Raw genomic sequence first — 19,163 nt, 5'->3', positions numbered from 1 at the left:
TCGTCCTTTCGGGAAGCCTCCATGCTCCGCACCGCCCGGGCCGCCGGCCTCGCCTTCTTCCTCGCCACGACCGCGCTCTCCGGCGCCGCCTTCGCCCAGGCCGCGCCGGCGGCCGTGCGGACCGAGGCGCCGCCGATCGTCTACAAGCAGCGCACCCTGCCGAACGGGCTGAAGGTGTTCACCTCGCTCGACCGCACGACGCCGAACGTCTCGGTGCAGGTCTGGTACGGCGTGGGCTCCAAGGACGACCCGCAGGGCCGCTCTGGGTTCGCCCACCTCTTCGAACACATGATGTTCAAGGCCACGAAGAACCTGCCGGCCGAGAGCATCGACCGCATGACCGAGGACGTGGGCGGCTTCAACAACGCCTCCACCTACGACGACTTCACCAACTACTACGAGGTGGTCCCGGCCAATCACCTGGAGCGCCTGCTCTGGGTCGAGGCGGAGCGGCTGGGCTCGCTCGTGGTCGACGAGGCGGTGTTCAAGTCGGAGCGCGACGTGGTGAAGGAGGAGCTGCGCCAGCGGATCCTCGCCAGCCCCTACGGCCGGCTGTTCGGGCTCTACCTGCCGCAGGCCACCTACACGACCCACCCTTACAAGCGGCCCGGCATCGGCTCGATCGAGGAGCTGGACGCCGCCACCATCGACGACGTCCGGGCCTTCCATCAGGCTTACTACCGGCCGGACAACGCCGCCCTGATCGTGGTCGGCAACTTCGACGAGGCGAAGCTCAACGCCTGGATCGACAGGTACTTCGGCCCGCTGAAGCGGCCGGCCCAGCCGATCGCCCGGGTCACCGCCGTGGAGCCGCCGCGGACGCAGCCCGGCGTGTTCAACGGCTATGGCCCCAACGTGCCCCTGCCGGCCCTGGCCATTACCTGGAAGGGTCCGGCCGCCTCGCATCCGGACGCCCCGGCGCTGACCGTACTCGACACCATCCTGTCGGGCGGCAAGTCGTCGAGGCTCTACAACAGCCTGGTCTACGAGCAGCAGATCGCCGCGGAAGCCTTCTCCACCGCCGACCTGCCGGCTCAGCCCGGCATGTTCGGGGTCGGCGCCATCATGGCCAGCGGCAAGACGCTGGAGGCCGGCGAGGCGGCCCTGATGGCCGAGGTGAAGCGCCTGCGCGAGGCTCCGCCCACCGCCGCCGAGCTGGCGGAGGCCAAGAACGAGCTGATCGCGGCCAAGCTGCGCGAGCGCGAGACCATCGACGGCCGCGGCTTCGCCCTGGGCTACGCCCTGCTGGTGGACGGCGATGCGGCCAAGGCCAACACCGAGGTCGCCGAACTCGCCGCGGTGACCGCCGCCGACGTGCAGCGGGTCGCGCGCAAGTACCTGGCCGACAACGGCCGCATGGTGATCCGCTACCGCGCAGAGAGCGAGCGCCCGGCCGGCGAGACCGCGCCCGCGCCGCCCGCGCCGCCGAAGACGGTCGCCAAGTACTCGGGCCCGGTGTTCGCGCTCGCGCCGGAGGGCCAGCGCGTCGCCCCGCCGCCGCTCGCCGAACCGGTCGCGCCCGTGCTGCCGAAGCCGGTGGAGCGGACCCTGCCGAACGGGCTGCGGGTCATCGTCGCCCAGTCCTCCGAGCTGCCGTTGGTCACCGCCGACCTGACGGTGAAGGTCGGCGCCTGGGCCGATCCCGCCGGGCTGGCGGGCTCCGCCGCCATGACCGCCAACATGCTGACCGAGGGTACGAAAACCCGGTCCGCGCAGCAGGTGGCGAGCCAGGTGGAGGCGCTGGGCGCCACGCTCGCCTCGGGGGCGGCGCTCGAGGCATCCTCGGTCACCCTCAACGTCATGCCCGACAAGCTGGACGCCGCCATGGCGATCATGGCCGACGTCGCCCGCAACCCGGCCTTCGCGGCCGAGGAGCTGGAACGCCAGCGCCAGCAGGCGCTGGACGGCCTGGCCGTCGCCTATCAGGAGCCGGGCAGCGTGGCGGGCTTCGCCGCCGCCCCGGTGGTGTTCGGCGGCACGCCATTCGGCCACGTCCCGACGGGCACGCCGGCGTCGATCGGCAAGCTGAAGCCGGAGCACCTGTCGGCGATCCACCGCGCCTGGTTCCGGCCGGACAACGCCATCCTCGTGCTGACCGGCGCCATCACGCCCGAACAGGGCTTCGCGCTCGCCGAGCGGGCGTTCGGCGACTGGGCGAAGCCGTCGGCTCCGCTGGCCGCCGCCCCGGCCGTGCGGCCGGTGGTCCGGCCCCGCGCCGTGGCCATCGACCTGCCGGGCACCGGCCAGGCGGCGGTGACAGTCGTCGGCCCCGCCATCGCCCGCAGCGACCCGGAATACTATCAGGGCATGGTCGCCGCGACGGTGCTGGGCGGCGGCTACTCGGCGCGGCTGAACCAGGAGATCCGCATCAAGCGGGGCCTCTCGTACGGCGCCCGGGCGCGGCTCTCGACGGGACGCACGACCGGTTCCTTCTCGGCCAGCGCCCAGACCAAGAACGAGTCCGCGCCCGAGGTGCTGGACCTGATCAAGGCCGAGCTGACCAAGCTCGCCGCCGAGCCCGCCACGGCCGAGGAGCTGAAGGCGCGCAAGTCGGTGCTGGTGGGCGGCTTCGGCCGCGAGCTCGCCACCACCGACGGCCTGGCCGACATCCTGGGCAACCTCGCACTCTACGGCGTGCCGCTGGACGAGATCACCCTCTACACGACCAAGGTCGAGGCGGTGACCGCGCCCCAGGTGCAGGGCTTCGCCGGCCGCGTGCTGGACCCGGCCAAGGCCAGCGTCATCGTCGCCGGCGACGCCAAGGCCTTCTCCGGACCGTTGAAGGCCAAGCTGCCCGCGCTCGAGGTCATCCCGGTGGACCGGCTCGACCTGGACTCGGCCGGCCTGAAGAAGGGCGACTAGCCGCCCGGACGATCAGGAGTTCTTCTGCGTCCAGCGGGCAAGGTCGCGCTCGCGGCCCATCAGCGCCAGGCCCGAGGCGATGGATTCCAGCTCGGCGCCGGTCTCGATCCGCTCGCGGCGGAAGCGGCGGTGGAAGATGTCGCGCACAGCCGGGACGAGAGAGGAGCCCCCCGTGAGGAAGATGCGGTCGATCCCCTCGGGCAGCAGGCCCGCCGCCTCCAGGGCGCGGTCGACGGCGGCCTCGATCTGGGCGAGCTCGGGGGCGATCCAGCCCTCGAACTCGGCCCGCGCAACGGGACGGCGGATGGCGATGGAGCCCGCCTCGAAGCGGAACTCGGCGCTCTCCCGCGAGGACAGCGCCACCTTCAGGTCCGAGACCGAACGGTAGAGGCGGTAGCCGTAGTTCTCGTCGAGCGTCTCCACGAGCCGGGCGATCTTCTCGGGCTCGGTGGCCTCGCGCACCAGCTTGCGGATCTCGCGCATGTCGCGGCTGGCGCGCATCAGGGCGAGCTGGTCCCAGCGGGCGAAGGCCGAATAGTAGCGGTTGGGGATCGGCAGGATCTTGCCGAAGCTCTCGTAGCTGGAGCCCTTGCCGAGCTCGGGCGACACCAGCTGGTCGATGATCCGGTAGTCGAAGGCGTCGCCCGCCACGCCGACGCCGGAGCGGCCGAGCGGGGTGGAGCGGATCTCGCCGCCCTCGCGCTCGAAGCGGATGATCGAGAAGTCGCTGGTGCCGCCGCCGAAGTCGCCCACCAGGACCGTGGCGTCGTGGTCCAGCTCACGGGCGAAGAAGAAGGCCGCCCCCACGGGCTCGTAGGCGTAGAGGATCTCGGTGAAGCCCATGCGCCGGAAGGCGGTCTCGTACCGCTCGAGCGCCAGCGCCTCGTTCGGCGACCCGCCGGCGAAGGTCACCGGCCGGCCGACGATCACCCGGCTCGGCAGGTCCGCCATCTCCGCGCCCGCATGGTCGCGCAGCTTCAGGAGGAAGGTGGAGAGCAGGTCCTCGAACCGGTAGCGGCGGCCCAGCACCTGGGTTTCGGTGAAGCTCTCCTGGGCGGCGAAGCTCTTGAACGACTGGATGAACCGGGTCTCGGCCGGGTCCTCCACATAGGCTTCGATCGCCCAGGGTCCGGCCTCCACGGTGCGCTCCGAGGGATGCTCGGGCGGGGCGTGGAACGACAGGCAGGAGCGGAAGGCGAAGAGCTCGCCTTCCGTCGCGGGGAACCTCACCAGGTGGGCGGGGCCGGCGCCGTCGGCCAACGCCACCACCGTGTTGGTGGTGCCGAAGTCGATGCCGAGCGATAGGGCGGCCGTCATCGCGCGCTCCGGGCTTCCGCCTGTTCGTTGGGGGGCGCGCCAAGTACCAGAACCCGCGCCCCGGCGGAAGCGAGGGCGGGCTAGTCCTCGTCCACGTCCAGCGCGCGGTCGTAGGCGGCGACGGTGGCCATGTGCAGGATCCGCGAGACGGAAGCCGACAGCGGGGTGATCTGCACCGCCTTGTCGAGGCCCAGCAGGATCGGCCCGATCACCGTCGCCCCGCCGAGCGACTTCAGGAGCTGCGTCGAGATCGCCGCCGAGTGGATGGCCGGCATGATCAGCACATTGGCCGGGCCGGACAGCCGCATGAAGGGGTAGTTGCCGCGCCGGGCCGGCTCCAGGGCGATCTCCGGCGGCATCTCGCCCTCGTACTCGAAGTCGACGCCGTCGTACTCGTCCAGCATGGCCACGGCCTCGCGCACCTTCTCGGAACGCTCGCCCATGGGATTGCCGAAGGTGGAGTAGCTCATGAAGGCGACGCGCGGCGTATAGCCCAGGGTGCGGACCGCGTTGGCCGCCTCGATGGCGATCTCCACGAGGTCCTCGGCCTCGGGCATCTCGGTGACGTTGGTGTCGGCGATGAACAGGGTGCGGCCCTTGGCCAGGACCACGCTCATGCCCATCACCCGGCCGCCCTCGGCCGGATCGATCACCCGCAGCACCTCCTCCAGCGCCTGGTCGAAGTTGCGGGTGACGCCGGTGACCATGCCGTCGGCGTGGCCCAGTGCGACCATGGAGGCGGCGAAGGAGTTGCGGTCCTGGTTGATCAGCCGCTGCACGTCGCGGCGCAGGTAGCCCTCGCGCTGCAGGCGTTCGTAGAGGTGGTCGACGAACTCCTCGTTCCAGTGGGAGGAGCGGGCGTTGACGATGGATAGCTTGGCCTCGGCGGGATCGAGGCCCACGAGCCGCATGTTCTCGTGCACCAGCTCCTCGCGGCCGACGAGGATCGCCTCGCCCAGGCCCCCGGTCTGGAAGGCGTAGGCGGCGCGGATCACGCTCGGCTCCTCCCCCTCGGCGAAGACGATCTTCTTCCTCGGCCCCGCCAGCACCGCGCCCTGCAGCTTCTGCAGGAAGGCCGCCGTGGGGTCGAGCCGCTGGGCCAGCGCCGCCCGGTAGGCGTCCATGTCCTCGATCGGCTTGCGGGCCACGCCGGTGTCCATGGCCGCCTGGGCCACGAAGGGCGGGATGTACCAGATCAGCCGCGGGTCGAAGGGCGTCGGGATGATGTACTCGGGCCCGAACTTCAGCTGGGTGCCGTGGTAGGCGGCGGCCACCTCGTCAGGGACGTCCTCCCGAGCGAGCTGGGCCAGCGCGTTCGCGCAGGCGATCTTCATCTCCATGTTCACCCGGCGGGCCCGCACGTCGAGCGCGCCGCGGAAGATGTAGGGGAAGCCCAGGACGTTGTTGACCTGGTTGGGATAGTCCGACCGGCCGGTGGCGACGATGGCGTCGGGGCGGACCTTGTAGACCTCCTCCGGCGTGATCTCCGGGTCCGGATTGGCCATGGCGAAGATAATCGGCTTCGGCGCCATGGTCTTCACCAGTTCGCCGTCCAGCGCGCCCTTGGTGGACAGCCCGATGAACACGTCGGCGCCCTGGAGCGCCTCGGCGAGGGTGCGCTTGTCGGTGTCGACCGCGTGCGCGCTCTTCCACTGGTTCATGCCGTCGGTCCGGCCGCGCCAGAGCACGCCCTTGGAGTCCACGGCCAGAACGTTCTCGTGCCGCACGCCCATGGACTTGATCAGCTCCAGGGTCGCGATCCCCGCCGCGCCCGGGCCGTTCAGCACCACCTTCACGTCGGCGATGTCGCGGCCGGTGATGTGGCAGGCGTTGATCAGGCCCGCGGCGGTGATGATCGCCGTGCCGTGCTGGTCGTCGTGGAAGACCGGGATGTCGAGCAGCTCCTGCAGCTCGGTCTCGATCCGGAAGCACTCGGGGCTCTTGATGTCCTCGAGGTTGATGCCGCCGAAGGTGACCCCGATGTTCTTCACCACGGTGATGATCTCGTCCGGGTCGGTGGCCGAGACCTCGATGTCGATGGCGTCGACGTCGGCGAAGCGCTTGAAGAGGACGCCCTTGCCTTCCATCACCGGCTTGGACGCCAGCGCGCCGAGGTTGCCCAGGCCCAGGATGGCGGTGCCGTTGGAGATCACCGCCACCAGGTTGCCCTTGGACGTGTAGTCGTAGGCGCTCTCCGGATCCTCGGCGATCTTCAGCACCGGCACGGCGACGCCGGGCGAATAGGCGAGGGAGAGGTCGCGCTGCGTCGCCATCGGCTTGGTGGCCGCGATGGCGATCTTCCCGGGCCGGGGCTCGCGGTGGAAGCTCAGCGCCTCCTCGTCCGTGAAGGTGCGTCTGTCGTCGCTCATGGCCGGCGAGGTGTCCTGAGGCGGGGGTAAGAGGGCGCGCAACCTACCCACCCGAAATCCCACAAACAACCTTTGCCGTAGCGGCAGGCGCCTAGGTGGGGCCGCAGATCATCGCCACGGCCGCCTCGCCGACGGCCTCGAGGGCCTCGGGGCTGTCGCCGGCCCGGGCCCGGATGGCGAGCGTATGCATGGCCGCCGCCGCGATCGGGGCCGCGGCGGCGGGGTCGAGCCCGGCGGGGAAGTCGCCGGCCGTCCTGGCCGTCTCGAACCGGGCGGCGAACAGGGCGTCGCAGTCGGCGAGGTAGCGGCTGAGCAGGGCCCGGACCTCGGCGTCGTCCACGGCCTGGGTCACCGCCGTGCCGACGACGAAACAGCCGCGGGGGCCCGCGTCCCCGGCCCGGTAGACCGCGATCGCGGCGGCGTAGAAGGCGGCCAGGACCTGCCGCAGCGGCCCCTCGGCGGCCAGGCCGCGGGTGATCGCGGCCACGGACTGGTCGGCGGTGCGCTGCAGGGCGGCCATGTAGAGCGCGTGCTTGTCGCCGAAGGCGCCGTAGAGGCTCGGCCGGTTCAGGCCGGTCGCCTTGGCGATGTCGTCCAGCGACGTCGCCGCATAGCCCAGGTTCCAGAACACCGCCCGCGCCTGGTCGAGCGCCGCGTCGGGATCGAAGCTGCGGGGCCGGCCGCGGGGCCGCTTCAGCTCTTCTTTCTGTACCAATTCGCAAACAATCCTTGACCGTCCCGGTTTTGTGCGGAACGGTATGAATATCAACCGACGGGAGCTTCCCCCCATGGACCTCTATTTCTCGCCCCTCGCCTGCTCTCTGGCCAGCCGCATCGTGGTCTACGAGGCCGGCGCCGACGCCGCCTTCCACCGCGTGGACACCAAGGCCGGCCGCACGGCCGACGGCGCCGACTACCGCCGGATCAATCCCAAGGGCCTGGTCCCCGCGCTGCGGACGGACGAGGGCGAGGTGCTGACCGAGAACGCGGCCATCCTGCAGTACCTCGCCGACCGCTTCCCCGAGGCCGGGCTCGCGCCGCAGGGCTTCGAGCGCTACCGGCTGCAGCAGTGGCTGAGCTTCATCGGCTCGGAGCTGCACAAGTACGTCTTCACGCTCCTGCTCAGCCCGAAGTTCGACGAGGCCGCCAAGGCCTTGGCCCGGGAGGCCGCCGCCGAGCGCTTCGCCTACCTCGACGAACAGCTCGACGGCCGCGAGTACCTGCTGGACAGCTTCACGGTCGCCGACGCCTACATGGCCGCGGTGCTGAACTGGGCCCAGGCGGTGAAGTTCGACCTGGCGCCCTATCCCAACGTCGTGGCCTACCGCGACCGCGTCCGGGCCCGCCCGGCGGTGGCCCGCGCGCTTGGCGAGGAGTTCGCCCTCTACCAGGCCGCGTGAGCGGCGCGGGTCAGCCGGATCGGGCGAACCGGCTCGTGCGGCCCTCCGGGGTCAGCAGGAGGAGCCCGGTGACCCCGCCCGCGCCGTCCCGCTCGAAGCGCATCCGGAGCGGGGTGGCCGCGCCCTCGACGAAGAACAGGTCGCGCGCCAGCGGGACCAGCACCAGCGGCGGCCGCCGCTCGTTGCGGACCACCAGCCGGCCGTCCTCCACCGCCACGCGGCGCGCGCCGTAGTCGCCGGCGTAGGCCGCGAGCGCACCGGCCTCGACCGTGGCGGGGCTGAGCGCCGCGGCCGCCCATTCCGCCTCGATGGCCGCGACGCCGGAGGCGGACTTGCGGATCTCGGCCAGCGCCAGGGCCCGGGCGCGGGTCAGGGCCTCGCCGGCCGGGACCGTCACGTCGGGCGCGACGCCGGTCCCCTCCCAGTTCGCCTTCGTGATGGGGTTCACCGGCCGCCCGGTGGCCACGAACACCCGGAAGCCGTCGCCGGCCGGGGCGAAGTCGCCCGGGTTGGCCGCCCCGCCGCTCGCCTCGCCGACGACCACGGCCCGCTTCGCCGCCTTCAGGGTGTAGGCGAAGCTCTCGGCGGCGGAGCCCGTGCGGGCGCTGGTCAGGACGTAGAGCGGCCGCTCCAGCACGCGGGCGCCGCGCACCTCGAAGGGCGGCTTCTCGTAGGCGTCCGGGCCCCGGCTCTTGAAGGTGTTGTAGATGTCCGCGTTCTTCGGGACGAAGTAGCTGGCGAGATAGCCGACCATGGCCGGCGAGCCCCCGCCGTTGTCGCGCAGGTCGACGATCACCGCGTCGGCGCCGGCGATCATGGCCATGGCCGCGTCGGCGCGGGCGCGGGCGGGCGCGTCCTCGCTGCGGAATCCCGCGAAGTAGCGCAGGTCGATCAGGCCGATGTTCCCCGGCAGCACCTCGACGGCGCGGAAGCCGTAGTTGGCCCGCCGGTCGCCGTCGGGGTCGGCCAGGACGGCCTGCGCCGCGCCGGCCCCGGCCGGGGCGCCCTGCGGCGCCTGCCACTGCACCTGGAAGTGGCCGTCGAGCGGCCGCAGCCGGGCCGTCAGGACCTCGGCGAGATCGAGCGGCGCGGTGTGGCGGTCGTAGGCGCCGCGGGCGACCTCGGCCTTCAGCTCGGCGGCGATCTGCGCGCCGCGCGTCGGATCGTAGAAGTTGGCTTCGATCTGGTCGGCCACGCGGCCGACCACCTCCCGCGGCTGGGCGGCCTGGCCGGGCGAGCCCAGCAGGATGGAGACGGCCGCGACCGCGGCCAGCAGATATGTGCGCATCTAAGCTCCTTACGCCCACCCACCGGGAACCTAGGCCACGCTTCACGCCGACTTCAGTCGAAGACGACTGCAGACGCGCCGAAAACCGGCGCAGTCGCCACGGCCATTGACCAAAGGCGGCCGGTCGCGAGACTAGCGGCCCCGCTTGCCCGCCGGAGAGTTCCCCCTGACCAGCCTGATCCGGATCGCCATCGCCGGCGCCAACGGCCGCATGGGCCGCGCCGTGGCCGCCGCCGTGGAGGCCGACCCGGCGCTCGTGCTCGCCGCCCGCTTCGACCGTCCGGGCGCGACTGGGGAGGGGCTCGTCCCACAGGACGAGGCCCTGGCCGCCGCCGACGTGGTCATCGACTTCACGACCGCCGCGGCCTCGGCCGAGCTCGCCGCCCACTGCGCGACGCGCGGCGGCCCCGCCCTGGTGGTAGGCTCCACCGGCTTTTCGGACGACGAGCTTCGGCAGATCGCCGGAGCGGCGCGTCGTATCGCCATCGTCCGGGCCGGCAACTTCTCGCTCGGCGTGAACATGCTCATGGGCCTCGTGCGCCAGGCGGCCCGGGCGCTGCCGGCCGAGGCCTGGGACATCGAGGTCTTCGAGGCGCACCATCGGCGCAAGGTGGACGCCCCCTCCGGCACCGCGCTCATGCTGGGCGAGGCGGCCGCCGAGGGGCGGGGCGTGGGCCTGGCGCAGGTCGCCCGGCGCGCCCGCGACGGGATCACGGGCGAGCGGCCGGTGGGCGAGATCGGCTTCTCCGTGGCGCGCGGCGGCGGCGTCGTCGGCGAGCACAGCGTCACCTTCGCCGCCGAGGACGAGATCCTCACCCTGTCGCACTCCGCCCGCGACCGCAGCCTGTTCGCCCGGGGCGCGGTGGCCGCCGCCCGTTGGGTCGCCGGCCGGCCCGCCGGCCAGTACGACATGCAGGACGTGCTGGGCTTCACGGCCGGCTGAGGCGCCTGCCGCCGGAGCGGGTCCCTAGCTGGCGCCGGTGCTGCCGAAGCCGCCGGCCCCGCGGGCGGTCTCTTCGAGGCTCCGGACCTCCTGCCAGCGCCCCTGCACGACCGGGGCGATGACCAGCTGGGCGATGCGGTCGCCGCGGCGGATGTGGACGTCCTCTTCGCCCAGGTTGATCAGGATGACCTTCACCTCGCCGCGGTAGTCGGCGTCGATGGTGCCCGGCGTGTTCAGGCAGGTGACGCCCTGCTTGGCCGCCAGGCCCGAGCGCGGCCGCACCTGGCCCTCGAAGCCCTCCGGCAGGGCGAAGGCGAGGCCGGTGGGGACGGCGAACCGCGCGCCGGGCTTCAGAGTCAGGGGCGCGTCGTCCGGGACGGCGGCGCGCAGGTCCATGCCCGCCGCCTGGGCGGTCTCGTAGGCCGGCAGCGGCAGGCCCTCGGCGTGGGGCAGGCGAACGATCGGGATGGTCGGGGTCACTGGAGTTCCTCGGCGATGCGCTGGGCGAGCCGGCGGGCCACCTCGCCCTTGGCCATCCGCTCCCATCGCTCGATTCCGGCCCGGGTGACGATGGCCACGGCGTTCTCGTCCCCGCCCATCGTGCCTTCGACGCTGACGTCGTTGGCGACGATCCAGTCGCAGCCCTTTTTCGCGAGCTTGGCGCGGGCGTGGGCCTCCACGTCGTTGGTCTCGGCGGCGAAGCCCACCACCAGCCTCGGCCGGGTCGCGGCCTTCGACAGGGTGGCGAGGATGTCGGGGTTCTCCACGAGCGCGATCGGCGGCGGCCCGCCATCGCCCTTCTTGATCTTCCGGTCGCCCTGGCTCTCCGGCCGCCAGTCGGCCACGGCGGCCACGCAGACGGCGATGTCGGCGGGAAGGGCCGACTCGCAGGCGGCCAGCATCTCGCGCGCCGTCTCGACGTCGACGCGCTTCACCCCGGCCGGGGCGGGCAGGGCGGTGGGGCCGCTCACCAGGGTGACCTCGGCGCCTAGGGCCGCGAGCGCGGCGGCGATGGCGTAGCCCTGCTTGCCGGACGACCGGTTGGTGATCAGCCGCACGGGATCGATGGGCTCGGCCGTCGGCCCCGCGGTGACGATGGCCCGCTTGCCGGCGAGCGGCCGGGCGCCGGAGCCGAGGGCCGCCATGACCGCCTCGAAGATCGCCGCCGGCTCCGCCATTCGGCCCGGCCCGTACTCGCCGCAGGCCATGGCGCCCTCGTCCGGACCGACGAACAGCACGCCGTCGCGCTTCAGGGTCTCCAGGTTCCGCCGGGTCGCCGGGTGCTCCCACATGCGCACGTTCATGGCCGGCGCCATCAGCACCGGCTTGTCGGTGGCCAGCAGGGTGGTGGAGGCGAGGTCGTTCGCCAGGCCGTTCGCCGCCTTGGCCATCAGGTCGGCCGTCGCCGGGGCGACCACCACCAGGTCGGCGGAGCGGGAGAGCTCGATGTGGCCCATCTCCGCCTCGTCGGTCAGCGAGAACAGGTCGCCGTAGACCTTGTCCTCGGCCAAAGCCGACAGCGACAGGGGGGTGACGAACTGCGCCCCCGCCTGGGTGAGGATCGGCCGCACGCCGACGCCGGCCTTGCGGAGCAGCCGCGTGAGCTCGAGCGCCTTGTAGGCCGCGATGCCGCCGCCGACGATCAGGAGAATCCGCTTCTCGGCCAAGCGCCCGCACCCCGTGAAAGAGGGCTCCGATTTAGGGCAAGCGGCGGGACTCGACAAACCCGCAGACCTGTGTTCATTCTTTGTTCCAGCTCGACCTTACGAGGAGATGAGAGGATGGCTGGGTTGAAGCGGGCGCTGACGACGGCGCTCGGGACCTCCGCGGCTCTGGCCCTGCTGGCCGGCTGCGACAACGGCCCCTCCGCCGTGGCCGACCCGTCACAGGCGGCCGGCACGCAGATGGCCACCGCCACGCCGCCGCCGGCGTCGAGGGCGGAGACGCCGCGGGCGGACCGCCGCGACGAGCCGGTGAAGCTGGTGGACGGCAAGCCCATGTGGTCGGCGAGCCGGCGCTATTCGGCCGAGGAGAACGCCCGCCGCGCCTTCGAGCGCAACGGCGAGGCGTTCGGCGCGCGGAACCTCGACCAGTTCGTGCGCAAGGCCCACGCCTTCGTGGAGCATCCGCCGGCCGGCACCCAGACGCTGACGCGGGCCAATGGCGACATCCTGCTCTACGACCCCAAGGGCAATGTCTTCGCGGTGGCCAGCAAGGCCGGCGCGCCGCGCACCATGTTCAAGCCCGACGAGGGCCTGGCCTACTGGGAAGAGCAGAAGGCCCGCGAGGCGCGCCGCCAGACCGCCAGCCGCGAGCGCCGCGAGCGCGACGACGAGGCCTGACCGGGTGGCGGAGCCGAAGCACATCGTCCGCACCGGCGGGCTCGACTGGTCCCAGGCCTGGCGCGGCCGGCATCCGTTCAACCCGGCCTCGGAGATGCGGCTGGTCCCGCTGGGCGACGCCGCCAGGATGCAGCGGCTCGGCGCCAGCCTGATCCGCATCCCGCCGGGCAAGGAGAGCTTCATCCCGCATGCCCACGCGGTGCAGGAGGAATTCGTCTTCGTCCTGGAGGGCTCGGGCGAGGTGGTGCTGGACGGGGTCCCCCATCCGGTCGGCCCGGGCGACTTCGTGGGCTTCCCGACCGACGGGGTGGTCCATTCGCTGCGCTGCCTGGGACCGGGTGATCTCGTCTACCTCACCGCCGGCGAGCGCAGCGCGGTGGAGGTGGCGGAGATGCCCTCCATCGGCAAGACCACCGTCTTCCGGGACGGCCGCATGAGCCTCTTCGGCGAGGACGGCGTCACCCACCTCACCCTCGCGGAATGGATGGCCCGCACGGCCGTCGAGGACTAGCGCAGCAGGAGGCCCGCGAGGAAGGCCGCGCCGGAGGCCAGCGCGCCCAGGGCGAACCACAGGAGGGCGCCGCCCTCGCGCCGCTCTTCCACCACCGCCACCGCAGTGGGCGCGGGCGGGTGCTCGGCCAGGCGGGCGAGGTTGCGGATGGCGATCTCGGCATCCTCGGCGAGCCGGCGAACCCGGGTGGCCGGCGACAGCTCGCGCGTCATCCAGCGGCGCACGACCGGGTCGGCGGCGGCCCAGATGTCGTGGTCCGGATCGATCCGGCGGGCCACGCCCTCCACGGTCATCATGGTCTTCTGCAGCAGCACCAGCTCGGGCCGCAGGCGCATGTCGAACAGGGCGGTGATCTCGAAGAGCTGGGTCAGCACCCGGCTCATGGGCACGTCCGCCGCCGCCCGCCCGAAGATCGGCTCGCCCACCGCCCGCAGCGCCTGGGCGAAGGCCTGTACGCTGTGGTGGGGCGGCACATAGCCGGCGTCGAAGTGGACCCGGGCCACCTGCTCGTAGTCGCGCTGCAGGAAGCCCCACAGGATCTGCGCCAGGTAGCGGCGCTCCGGCGCCCCCAGCCGGCCGATGATGCCGAAGTCGACGGCGGTGACCTGGGCCGGCGCGGCCACGAACAGGTTCCCCTCGTGCAGGTCGGCGTGGAAGACTCCGTGGTCGAGGGCCTGGGCCAGGAAGGCGCGGATCAGGTTGTCGGCCAGCTGCTTGCGGTCGAGGTTGGGCTGGGTCAGCGCCTCCGCCTCGGAGAGCGGCCAGCCCTGGGCCCACTCCATGGTCAGCACCCGCTTGCCGACGCCCTCCCAGACGACGGCGGGGACGCGCATGTAGCCGTCCTTGGCCATGACCTCGCCGAGCTCGTCGGCGCCGGCCGCCTCCAGGCGCAAATCCAGCTCCAGCTCGGTGGCGCGGATCACCGTGGCGGCGAAGCCGCGGGGCTCCAGACGGCGGGCCGGCGGGACCCAGCGGTCCACCAGCCGCGCGGCGAGGGCCAGCACCTCGGCGTCGTCGGCGACCCGCCGGGCGATGGCCGGCCTGAGCACCTTCACCGCCACCTTGCGCCCGTCGAGCAGCACGGCCCCGTGCGCCTGGGCGAGCGAGGCGGCGGCCACCGGTTCGTCGAAGCTCGCGAACAGGCTCTCCACCGGCCGGCCGAGGGCGTATTCCACCTCGGCGCGGGCCACGGCGGTGGGGAAGGGTTCCAGCCGGTCCTTCAGGCGTGACAGGTCCTCGGCGAACTGGCCGCCGAAGATGTCGGCGCGGGTCGAGAGCAGCTGGCCGAGCTTGATGGCCACGGGCCCCAGGCGTTCCAGGGAGCGGGCCAGCCGCTCGCCGGGCCGCCCCTGGCGCGCGCCGCGGCCGGAGAGCAGGCGCAGGGCCCGGGAAAGGGGCCGCACGCCGCCGTCGTAAAGCGGGTCGAGCTCGCGCGGCAGGAGCGCGTCGTTGCGCACCAGCATCCAGGCTGCGCCGATCAGCCGCCCGAAGGCTCCAGGTCCGCTCATCGCCCGCTCAGATGGCCCGCGCCGTGTGCAGCGCCGCCACCCCGCCGGTGAAGTTGGTGTAGCCCACCTGGGAGAAGCCGGCCTCGCCGATCATCGCCGCGAACCGGCGCTGGTCGGGGAAGCGGCGGATGCTCTCCACCAGGTACTGGTAGGAGTCACGGTCCTGGGCGACCAGCCGGCCGATCTCGGGGATCACCTTGAAGGAGTAGGCGTCATAGGCCTTCTGCAGGGCCTCGGTCACCGGCCGGGAGAACTCCAGGCACAGGAACCGGCCGCCCGGCTTCAGCACCCGGCGCGCTTCCCGCAGGGCCTTGGAGACGTCGGTGACGTTGCGGATCCCGAACGCGATCACATAGGCGTCGGCGCAGCGGTCCGGCAGCGGCAAGGCCTGGGCGTCGCCCACGGCCCAGGCGATCTCCGGCTCGAACTCCCGCTCGCGGCCGGCGGCGATCATCTCGGCGTTGTAGTCGATGACGAAGACCTTCGCGTCCTCGCCGCCGCGACGCTCCTGGGCCCGGCGCGCCATGCGCGCGAACCGGCGCGCCATGTCGCCGGTGCCGCCGGCGCAGTCGATGATGGTCTCGCCGGGCTGCGGGTTCAGCCGGGCCGCCACGGCGTCCTTCCAGAGCCGGTGCACGCCCGCGCTCATCAGGTCGTTCATCAGGTCGTAGCGGCGGGCGACGCGGTCGAACACGCCGCGCACGAGCCCGGGCTTGGCGGCGGGATCGACGTCCCTGAAGCCGAAGGTGGCGGATCCGGTCATGGCCTGCCTATTAGACGCCAAGGCCTTGGCGCGCCATCCCGCCCGTGCCAAGCGTTGGCCATGCCCGAACTTCCCGAGGTCGAGACGGTGCGCGGGGGCCTGGCGCCCGTGCTGGAGGGCCACCGGCTGGCCCGGGTGGAAGCCCGCCGTCCGGACCTGCGCTTCCCCCTGCCCGAGAACTTCGTCCAGGCGCTCACCGGGGCGACCGTCGTCGCCCTGACGCGCCGCGCCAAATACCTGATGGCGCGGCTGGACCGCGAGGACACGCTCGTCATGCACCTGGGCATGAGCGGCCGCTTCGAGATCGCCCGGCCGGACGGCGCGTCGCGCCCGGGCCAGTTCCACTACGCGCCGGACCCGGACCCCAAGCACGCCCACATCGTCTTCGAGACCGAGGCGGGGACCCGGGTGACCTACTACGACCCGCGCCGGTTCGGGTACATGGGCCTGGTCAACACCGCGCTCATCGACCTGCATCCCTGGTTCGCGGGCCTGGGGCCGGAGCCGCTCTCCGGGGATTTCGACGCCGACCACCTGAAGGCGGCCTTCGCCGGGCGCAGGCAGGGACCCAAGACCCTGCTGCTGGACCAGCGGGTCGTGGCGGGGCTCGGCAACATCTATGTCTGCGAGGCCCTGCACCGGGCGCGGATCTCGCCGTTCAGGCCGGCGGGGCGCATCTCGAAGCCCCGACTCGTCGGGCTGGTGGAGGCCATCAGGGCGGTGCTGGCGGAGGCGATCACCGCGGGCGGTTCCACCCTTCGCGACTATGCCCAGGCCGACGGGGCCCTGGGCTACTTCCAGCACAGCTTCCGGGTCTACGACCGCGAGGGCCGGCCGTGCCCGAACGCAGGCTGCAAGGGGACCATCGACCGCCAGGTCCAGGCCGGCCGCTCCACCTTCTTCTGCCCGGTCTGCCAGAAGTGATGGCCCGCCTGCAGGTCGCCGCCTTCGCGCTCGCCGCCGCGCTCGCCGGCGGCTGCGCCCGCGCCGAGCCGCCGGTGTGGGTGGTGTCGGACAAGGATTCCGAGCTCGTCCTGTTCGGCTCGGTTCACGTTCTGCCGCCGGACGTCGACTGGGCCTCGCCAGTGCTGGAGCGGACCCTGAAGCAGGCGGACGATCTGTGGTTCGAACTGCCGGTGGACCCGGCGGTGGCGGAGGAGAGTTCGCGCACCGCGCTGAGGCTTGGCCTCCTGCCGCAGGGCCAGAGCCTCTCCAAGCTCCTGAAGCCGGAGGACGCCCAGCGCATGGCGCGGGTCGCCCAGGCCTACGACGTCGACCCGGCCATGCTGGAGGCCTTCCAGCCGTGGCTGGCGGAGATGGCGCTCGCCGGCGCCGCCTTCCGGCGGGCCAAGGCCACCGACGAGAACGGGGTGGAGGAGGCGGTTTCCGCCGCCGCGCCCGCCTCCGCACAGCGCCGGGCCTTCGAGACCGCAGCCGAGCAGATCGGCTTCTTCGTCGGCGCGCCCATGGCCGAGCAGGTCGCCGCCCTGAACCAGACGGTGCGCGAGATGGAGGGCGAGCCGGACGAGTTCGCGCTCCTGGTGGAGGCCTGGGCGTCCGGCGATCTCGAGGCGATCGACCGCCAGGCGCTGACCCCGTTGCGCCGCGTCGCGCCGACCCTGTTCCGGCGGCTCGTGACGGAGCGCAACGCCCGCTGGGCCGCCACGCTCGACCAGCGGCTGAAGGGGCGGGGCCGCACGGTGGTCGTGGTGGGCGTCGGCCACCTGATCGGACCCGAAGGCCTGCCCGAGCGCCTCCGCGCGCTTGGCTATTCCGTGAAGGGGCCTTAAGCCGCCGTCCTTGAGAAGCGGAGGCGCGCATGAGCTACGAGACCCTGATCGTCGAAGTTAAGGACGGCGTGAGCCTCGTCCGGCTGAACCGCCCGGACGCCCTGAACGCGCTGAACTCCATCCTTCTGGGCGAGCTCGCGCAGGCGCTGGACGCGGCCGAGGCCGACGACTCCGTCCGCTGCGTGGTGATCACCGGCTCGGAGCGGGCGTTCGCCGCCGGCGCCGACATCAAGGAGATGAGCGACAAGTCCTATGCGGAGATGTTCAGCCAGAACTTCTTCGCTGCGGCCGCCCGCCGGATCGAGACCTTCCGCAAGCCCATCGTCGCCGCCGTCGCCGGCTACGCCCTGGGCGGCGGCTGCGAACTGGCCATGCTCTGCGACTTCATCATCGCCGCCGACACCGCCAAGTTCGGCCAGCCGGAGATCAACCTGGGCGTGGTGCCGGGCATCGGCGGCACCCAGCGACTGACCCGCTTCGTGGGCAAGTCCAAGGCCATGGACATGATCCTGACCGCCCGGATGATGGATGCGGCGGAAGCCGAGCGCGCCGGCCTGGTCTCCCGCGTGGTCCCCGCCGACAAGCTGATCGAGGAGGCCATGGCCGCCGCGACGAAGATCGCCGGCCAGTCGCCGCTCGCCGTCTCCATGGCCAAGGAGCTGGTGGACGCCGCCTACGAGACGACGCTCACCGCCGGCGTGGCCCTGGAGCGGCGCCTGTTCCACTCGCTCTTCGCCTTCGAGGACCAGAAGGAGGGCATGGCGGCCTTCGTGGAGAAGCGGAAGCCGAACTTCACCGGGCGCTGACGGGTGCGGATCCTCGCCTTCGGCGACAGCTTCGTCCTGGGCCAGGGCGACCCCGAGCACCTGGGCTGGGTCGGCCGCGCCCTGCGCGAGCGGGCCGACGTCACCCTCTACAACCTGGGGATCCGTGGCGAGACGAGCGCCGACATCGCCCGGCGCTGGCGGGCCGAGGCCGAACCCCGGCGGGTGGCCGGCGAGACGGCGGTCGTCTTCTCCTTCGGGGCCAATGACTGCCACCTGGAGGCCGGCGCCCCGCGGGTGGCGACGGCCCAGACCCTGCTGAACGCGCGCGCGGTGCTGACCGAGGCTGCGGGGCTGGGGCCCGTGCTGCTGGTGGGTCCCCCGCCGATGCCGGACCCGGGGGTCTGCGCCCGGCTGGAGACCCTCAACGAGCACCTGAAGACCCTGGCCGGGCGCCTGCAGGTCCCCTTCATCGACGTCTTCCGCCCGCTGTTCGCCGACGGCCTGTGGAACCGCGAAGCCGAGATGCTGGACGGGGCCCACCCGGGGGCCGGCGGCTACCAGCGGATGGCCGAGCTGATCGCCGCGCATCCGGCCTGGCGGAGCCTCACCGGCGGAGACTGATCCCGCGAAGGCGGATTTGCGCCTCCCGCGGCATTGACCCACGGCCGCCGACCCCGTATATCCGCGCCTCCAATTTGCCCGCCCGGCTCCCGGCCGGGCGCGATCCGTTTTGAAGAGCTTTACGAATGGCCAACACGCCCGGCGCCAAGAAGGCGGTCCGCAAGATCGCCCGCCGCACCGAAATCAACACGGCGCGCCGCTCGCGCGTGCGCACCTTCCTCCGCAAGTTCGAGGAAGCCGTCACCTCGGGTGACGCCGCCGCCGCCAAGGCCGCCTTCGTGGTGGCCCAGTCGGAGCTGATGCGGGCGGTCTCCAAGGGCGTCGTGCACAAGAACACCGGCTCGCGGAAGGTCTCGCGCCTGGCCGCCCGGCTGAAGAAGCTCTCGGCCTAGAGAGCGGCTTCCCGAGGGTCTCGAGGGGCCTCCGGCAAACCCAGTTTTCCGATCGGAATACCCAAAGCAGCGCCCCCGCGGGCGCTGCTTTTTCGTGCCTGAATCTTAGTCGGATATGCGACTCCTGCGGCAGATTCGCTCAAGGCTTGGCCGTCAAATCCGGGTTTCCCTAGGCCCTTCAGGGGGTCCCCGCGAGTCAACGAAAATATCCGCAAAAGGCGCGAAGAATCGCCGTTGACCCCCCGATGCCCCCGACTAATCTCAAGCGTCTTACAGGCGTCTTCCACTTG

General features: G+C 72.2%; 18 protein-coding genes. 10 read left to right on the top strand and 8 right to left on the bottom strand.

Annotated features, from left to right (window positions below):
• Positions 1–21 precede the first annotated feature (21 nt).
• Entirely contained in the window at positions 22–2,862 is a 2,841-nt protein-coding gene (locus VM685_RS06445) for a pitrilysin family protein (protein ID WP_325459294.1), read from the top strand.
• A gap of 12 nt (positions 2,863–2,874) precedes the next feature.
• Here the strand turns inward: VM685_RS06445 and VM685_RS06440 are convergent, their stop codons facing one another.
• The 3 genes from VM685_RS06440 to VM685_RS06430 form a co-directional block, all read right to left on the bottom strand.
• A complete protein-coding gene (locus VM685_RS06440; RefSeq protein WP_325459293.1) occupies positions 2,875–4,179 on the bottom strand; it encodes an Hsp70 family protein in 1,305 nt (434 codons plus the stop codon).
• A gap of 80 nt (positions 4,180–4,259) precedes the next feature.
• Entirely contained in the window at positions 4,260–6,548 is a 2,289-nt protein-coding gene (locus tag VM685_RS06435; RefSeq protein ID WP_325459292.1) for an NADP-dependent malic enzyme, read from the bottom strand.
• 91 nt (positions 6,549–6,639) lie between these two features.
• Complete coding sequence (locus tag VM685_RS06430) at positions 6,640–7,263, bottom strand: TetR/AcrR family transcriptional regulator (RefSeq protein WP_325459291.1); 624 nt, start codon at positions 7,261–7,263, stop codon at positions 6,640–6,642.
• A 73-nt stretch (positions 7,264–7,336) separates the two neighbouring features.
• Here VM685_RS06430 and VM685_RS06425 point away from each other — a divergent pair, with 73 nt between their 5' ends.
• The gene (locus tag VM685_RS06425; RefSeq protein ID WP_325459290.1) at positions 7,337–7,948 is read left to right on the top strand and encodes a glutathione binding-like protein; all 612 of its coding nucleotides are present in this window, start codon (positions 7,337–7,339) and stop codon (positions 7,946–7,948) included.
• 10 nt (positions 7,949–7,958) lie between these two features.
• Here the strand turns inward: VM685_RS06425 and VM685_RS06420 are convergent, their stop codons facing one another.
• Positions 7,959–9,236 carry a S41 family peptidase gene (locus VM685_RS06420; RefSeq protein WP_325459289.1) on the bottom strand — a complete coding sequence of 426 codons (1,278 nt, stop codon included), beginning with the start codon at positions 9,234–9,236 and terminating at the stop codon, positions 7,959–7,961.
• A 166-nt stretch (positions 9,237–9,402) separates the two neighbouring features.
• On the opposite strand from VM685_RS06420, the gene dapB reads away from it, so the two are divergent.
• On the top strand, positions 9,403–10,179 hold the full coding sequence (gene dapB / locus VM685_RS06415) for a 4-hydroxy-tetrahydrodipicolinate reductase (RefSeq protein ID WP_325459652.1): 777 nt from the start codon (positions 9,403–9,405) through the stop codon (positions 10,177–10,179).
• Between the two features lie 24 nt (positions 10,180–10,203).
• Here the strand turns inward: dapB and dut are convergent, their stop codons facing one another.
• Positions 10,204–10,659 carry a dUTP diphosphatase gene (gene dut, locus VM685_RS06410; RefSeq protein ID WP_325459288.1) on the bottom strand — a complete coding sequence of 152 codons (456 nt, stop codon included), beginning with the start codon at positions 10,657–10,659 and terminating at the stop codon, positions 10,204–10,206.
• Positions 10,656–11,846 carry a bifunctional phosphopantothenoylcysteine decarboxylase/phosphopantothenate--cysteine ligase CoaBC gene (gene coaBC / locus VM685_RS06405; protein ID WP_325459287.1) on the bottom strand — a complete coding sequence of 397 codons (1,191 nt, stop codon included), beginning with the start codon at positions 11,844–11,846 and terminating at the stop codon, positions 10,656–10,658. The genes dut and coaBC overlap by 4 nt, the downstream gene beginning before the upstream one ends.
• Positions 11,847–11,960: 114 nt before the next feature.
• Here coaBC and VM685_RS06400 point away from each other — a divergent pair, with 114 nt between their 5' ends.
• Entirely contained in the window at positions 11,961–12,521 is a 561-nt protein-coding gene (locus tag VM685_RS06400) for a hypothetical protein (RefSeq protein WP_325459286.1), read from the top strand.
• Positions 12,522–12,525: 4 nt separating this feature from the next.
• Entirely contained in the window at positions 12,526–13,032 is a 507-nt protein-coding gene (locus VM685_RS06395; RefSeq protein WP_325459285.1) for a cupin domain-containing protein, read from the top strand.
• On the opposite strand, the gene ubiB is transcribed toward VM685_RS06395, so the two are convergent.
• Both ubiB and VM685_RS06385 read right to left on the bottom strand, forming a co-directional pair.
• A complete protein-coding gene (gene ubiB / locus VM685_RS06390; protein WP_325459284.1) occupies positions 13,029–14,540 on the bottom strand; it encodes a 2-polyprenylphenol 6-hydroxylase in 1,512 nt (503 codons plus the stop codon). The two genes, VM685_RS06395 and ubiB, sit on opposite strands and share 4 nt — an antisense overlap.
• Positions 14,541–14,547: 7 nt before the next feature.
• Positions 14,548–15,303 (bottom strand): class I SAM-dependent methyltransferase, encoded by a 756-nt coding sequence (locus tag VM685_RS06385; RefSeq protein ID WP_325459283.1) that lies wholly within the window; start codon positions 15,301–15,303, stop codon positions 14,548–14,550.
• Positions 15,304–15,363: 60 nt separating this feature from the next.
• Between VM685_RS06385 and mutM the strand changes: the two genes are divergently transcribed.
• The 5 genes from mutM to rpsT all read left to right on the top strand — a co-directional run bounded on the left by mutM (position 15,364) and on the right by rpsT (position 18,873).
• Positions 15,364–16,227, top strand: coding sequence for a bifunctional DNA-formamidopyrimidine glycosylase/DNA-(apurinic or apyrimidinic site) lyase (gene mutM, locus VM685_RS06380; RefSeq protein WP_325459282.1), 864 nt, complete (start codon positions 15,364–15,366; stop codon positions 16,225–16,227).
• Entirely contained in the window at positions 16,227–17,093 is an 867-nt protein-coding gene (locus VM685_RS06375) for a TraB/GumN family protein (protein ID WP_325459281.1), read from the top strand. Before mutM ends, VM685_RS06375 begins: the two co-directional genes overlap by 1 nt.
• A gap of 29 nt (positions 17,094–17,122) precedes the next feature.
• Positions 17,123–17,899 (top strand): enoyl-CoA hydratase, encoded by a 777-nt coding sequence (locus tag VM685_RS06370; protein WP_325459280.1) that lies wholly within the window; start codon positions 17,123–17,125, stop codon positions 17,897–17,899.
• Positions 17,900–17,902: 3 nt separating this feature from the next.
• Positions 17,903–18,481, top strand: coding sequence for a GDSL-type esterase/lipase family protein (locus VM685_RS06365; protein ID WP_325459279.1), 579 nt, complete (start codon positions 17,903–17,905; stop codon positions 18,479–18,481).
• 125 nt (positions 18,482–18,606) lie between these two features.
• Complete coding sequence (gene rpsT / locus VM685_RS06360) at positions 18,607–18,873, top strand: 30S ribosomal protein S20 (RefSeq protein WP_325459278.1); 267 nt, start codon at positions 18,607–18,609, stop codon at positions 18,871–18,873.
• Positions 18,874–19,163: the final 290 nt, after the last annotated feature.

It is taken from the genome of Phenylobacterium sp., assembly GCF_035539035.1.
In the GTDB taxonomy this organism is placed as follows: Bacteria; Pseudomonadota; Alphaproteobacteria; order Caulobacterales; family Caulobacteraceae; genus Phenylobacterium.
Note: the sequence above shows the minus strand (reverse complement) of the source record. Positions and strands in the feature narration are given on the sequence as shown.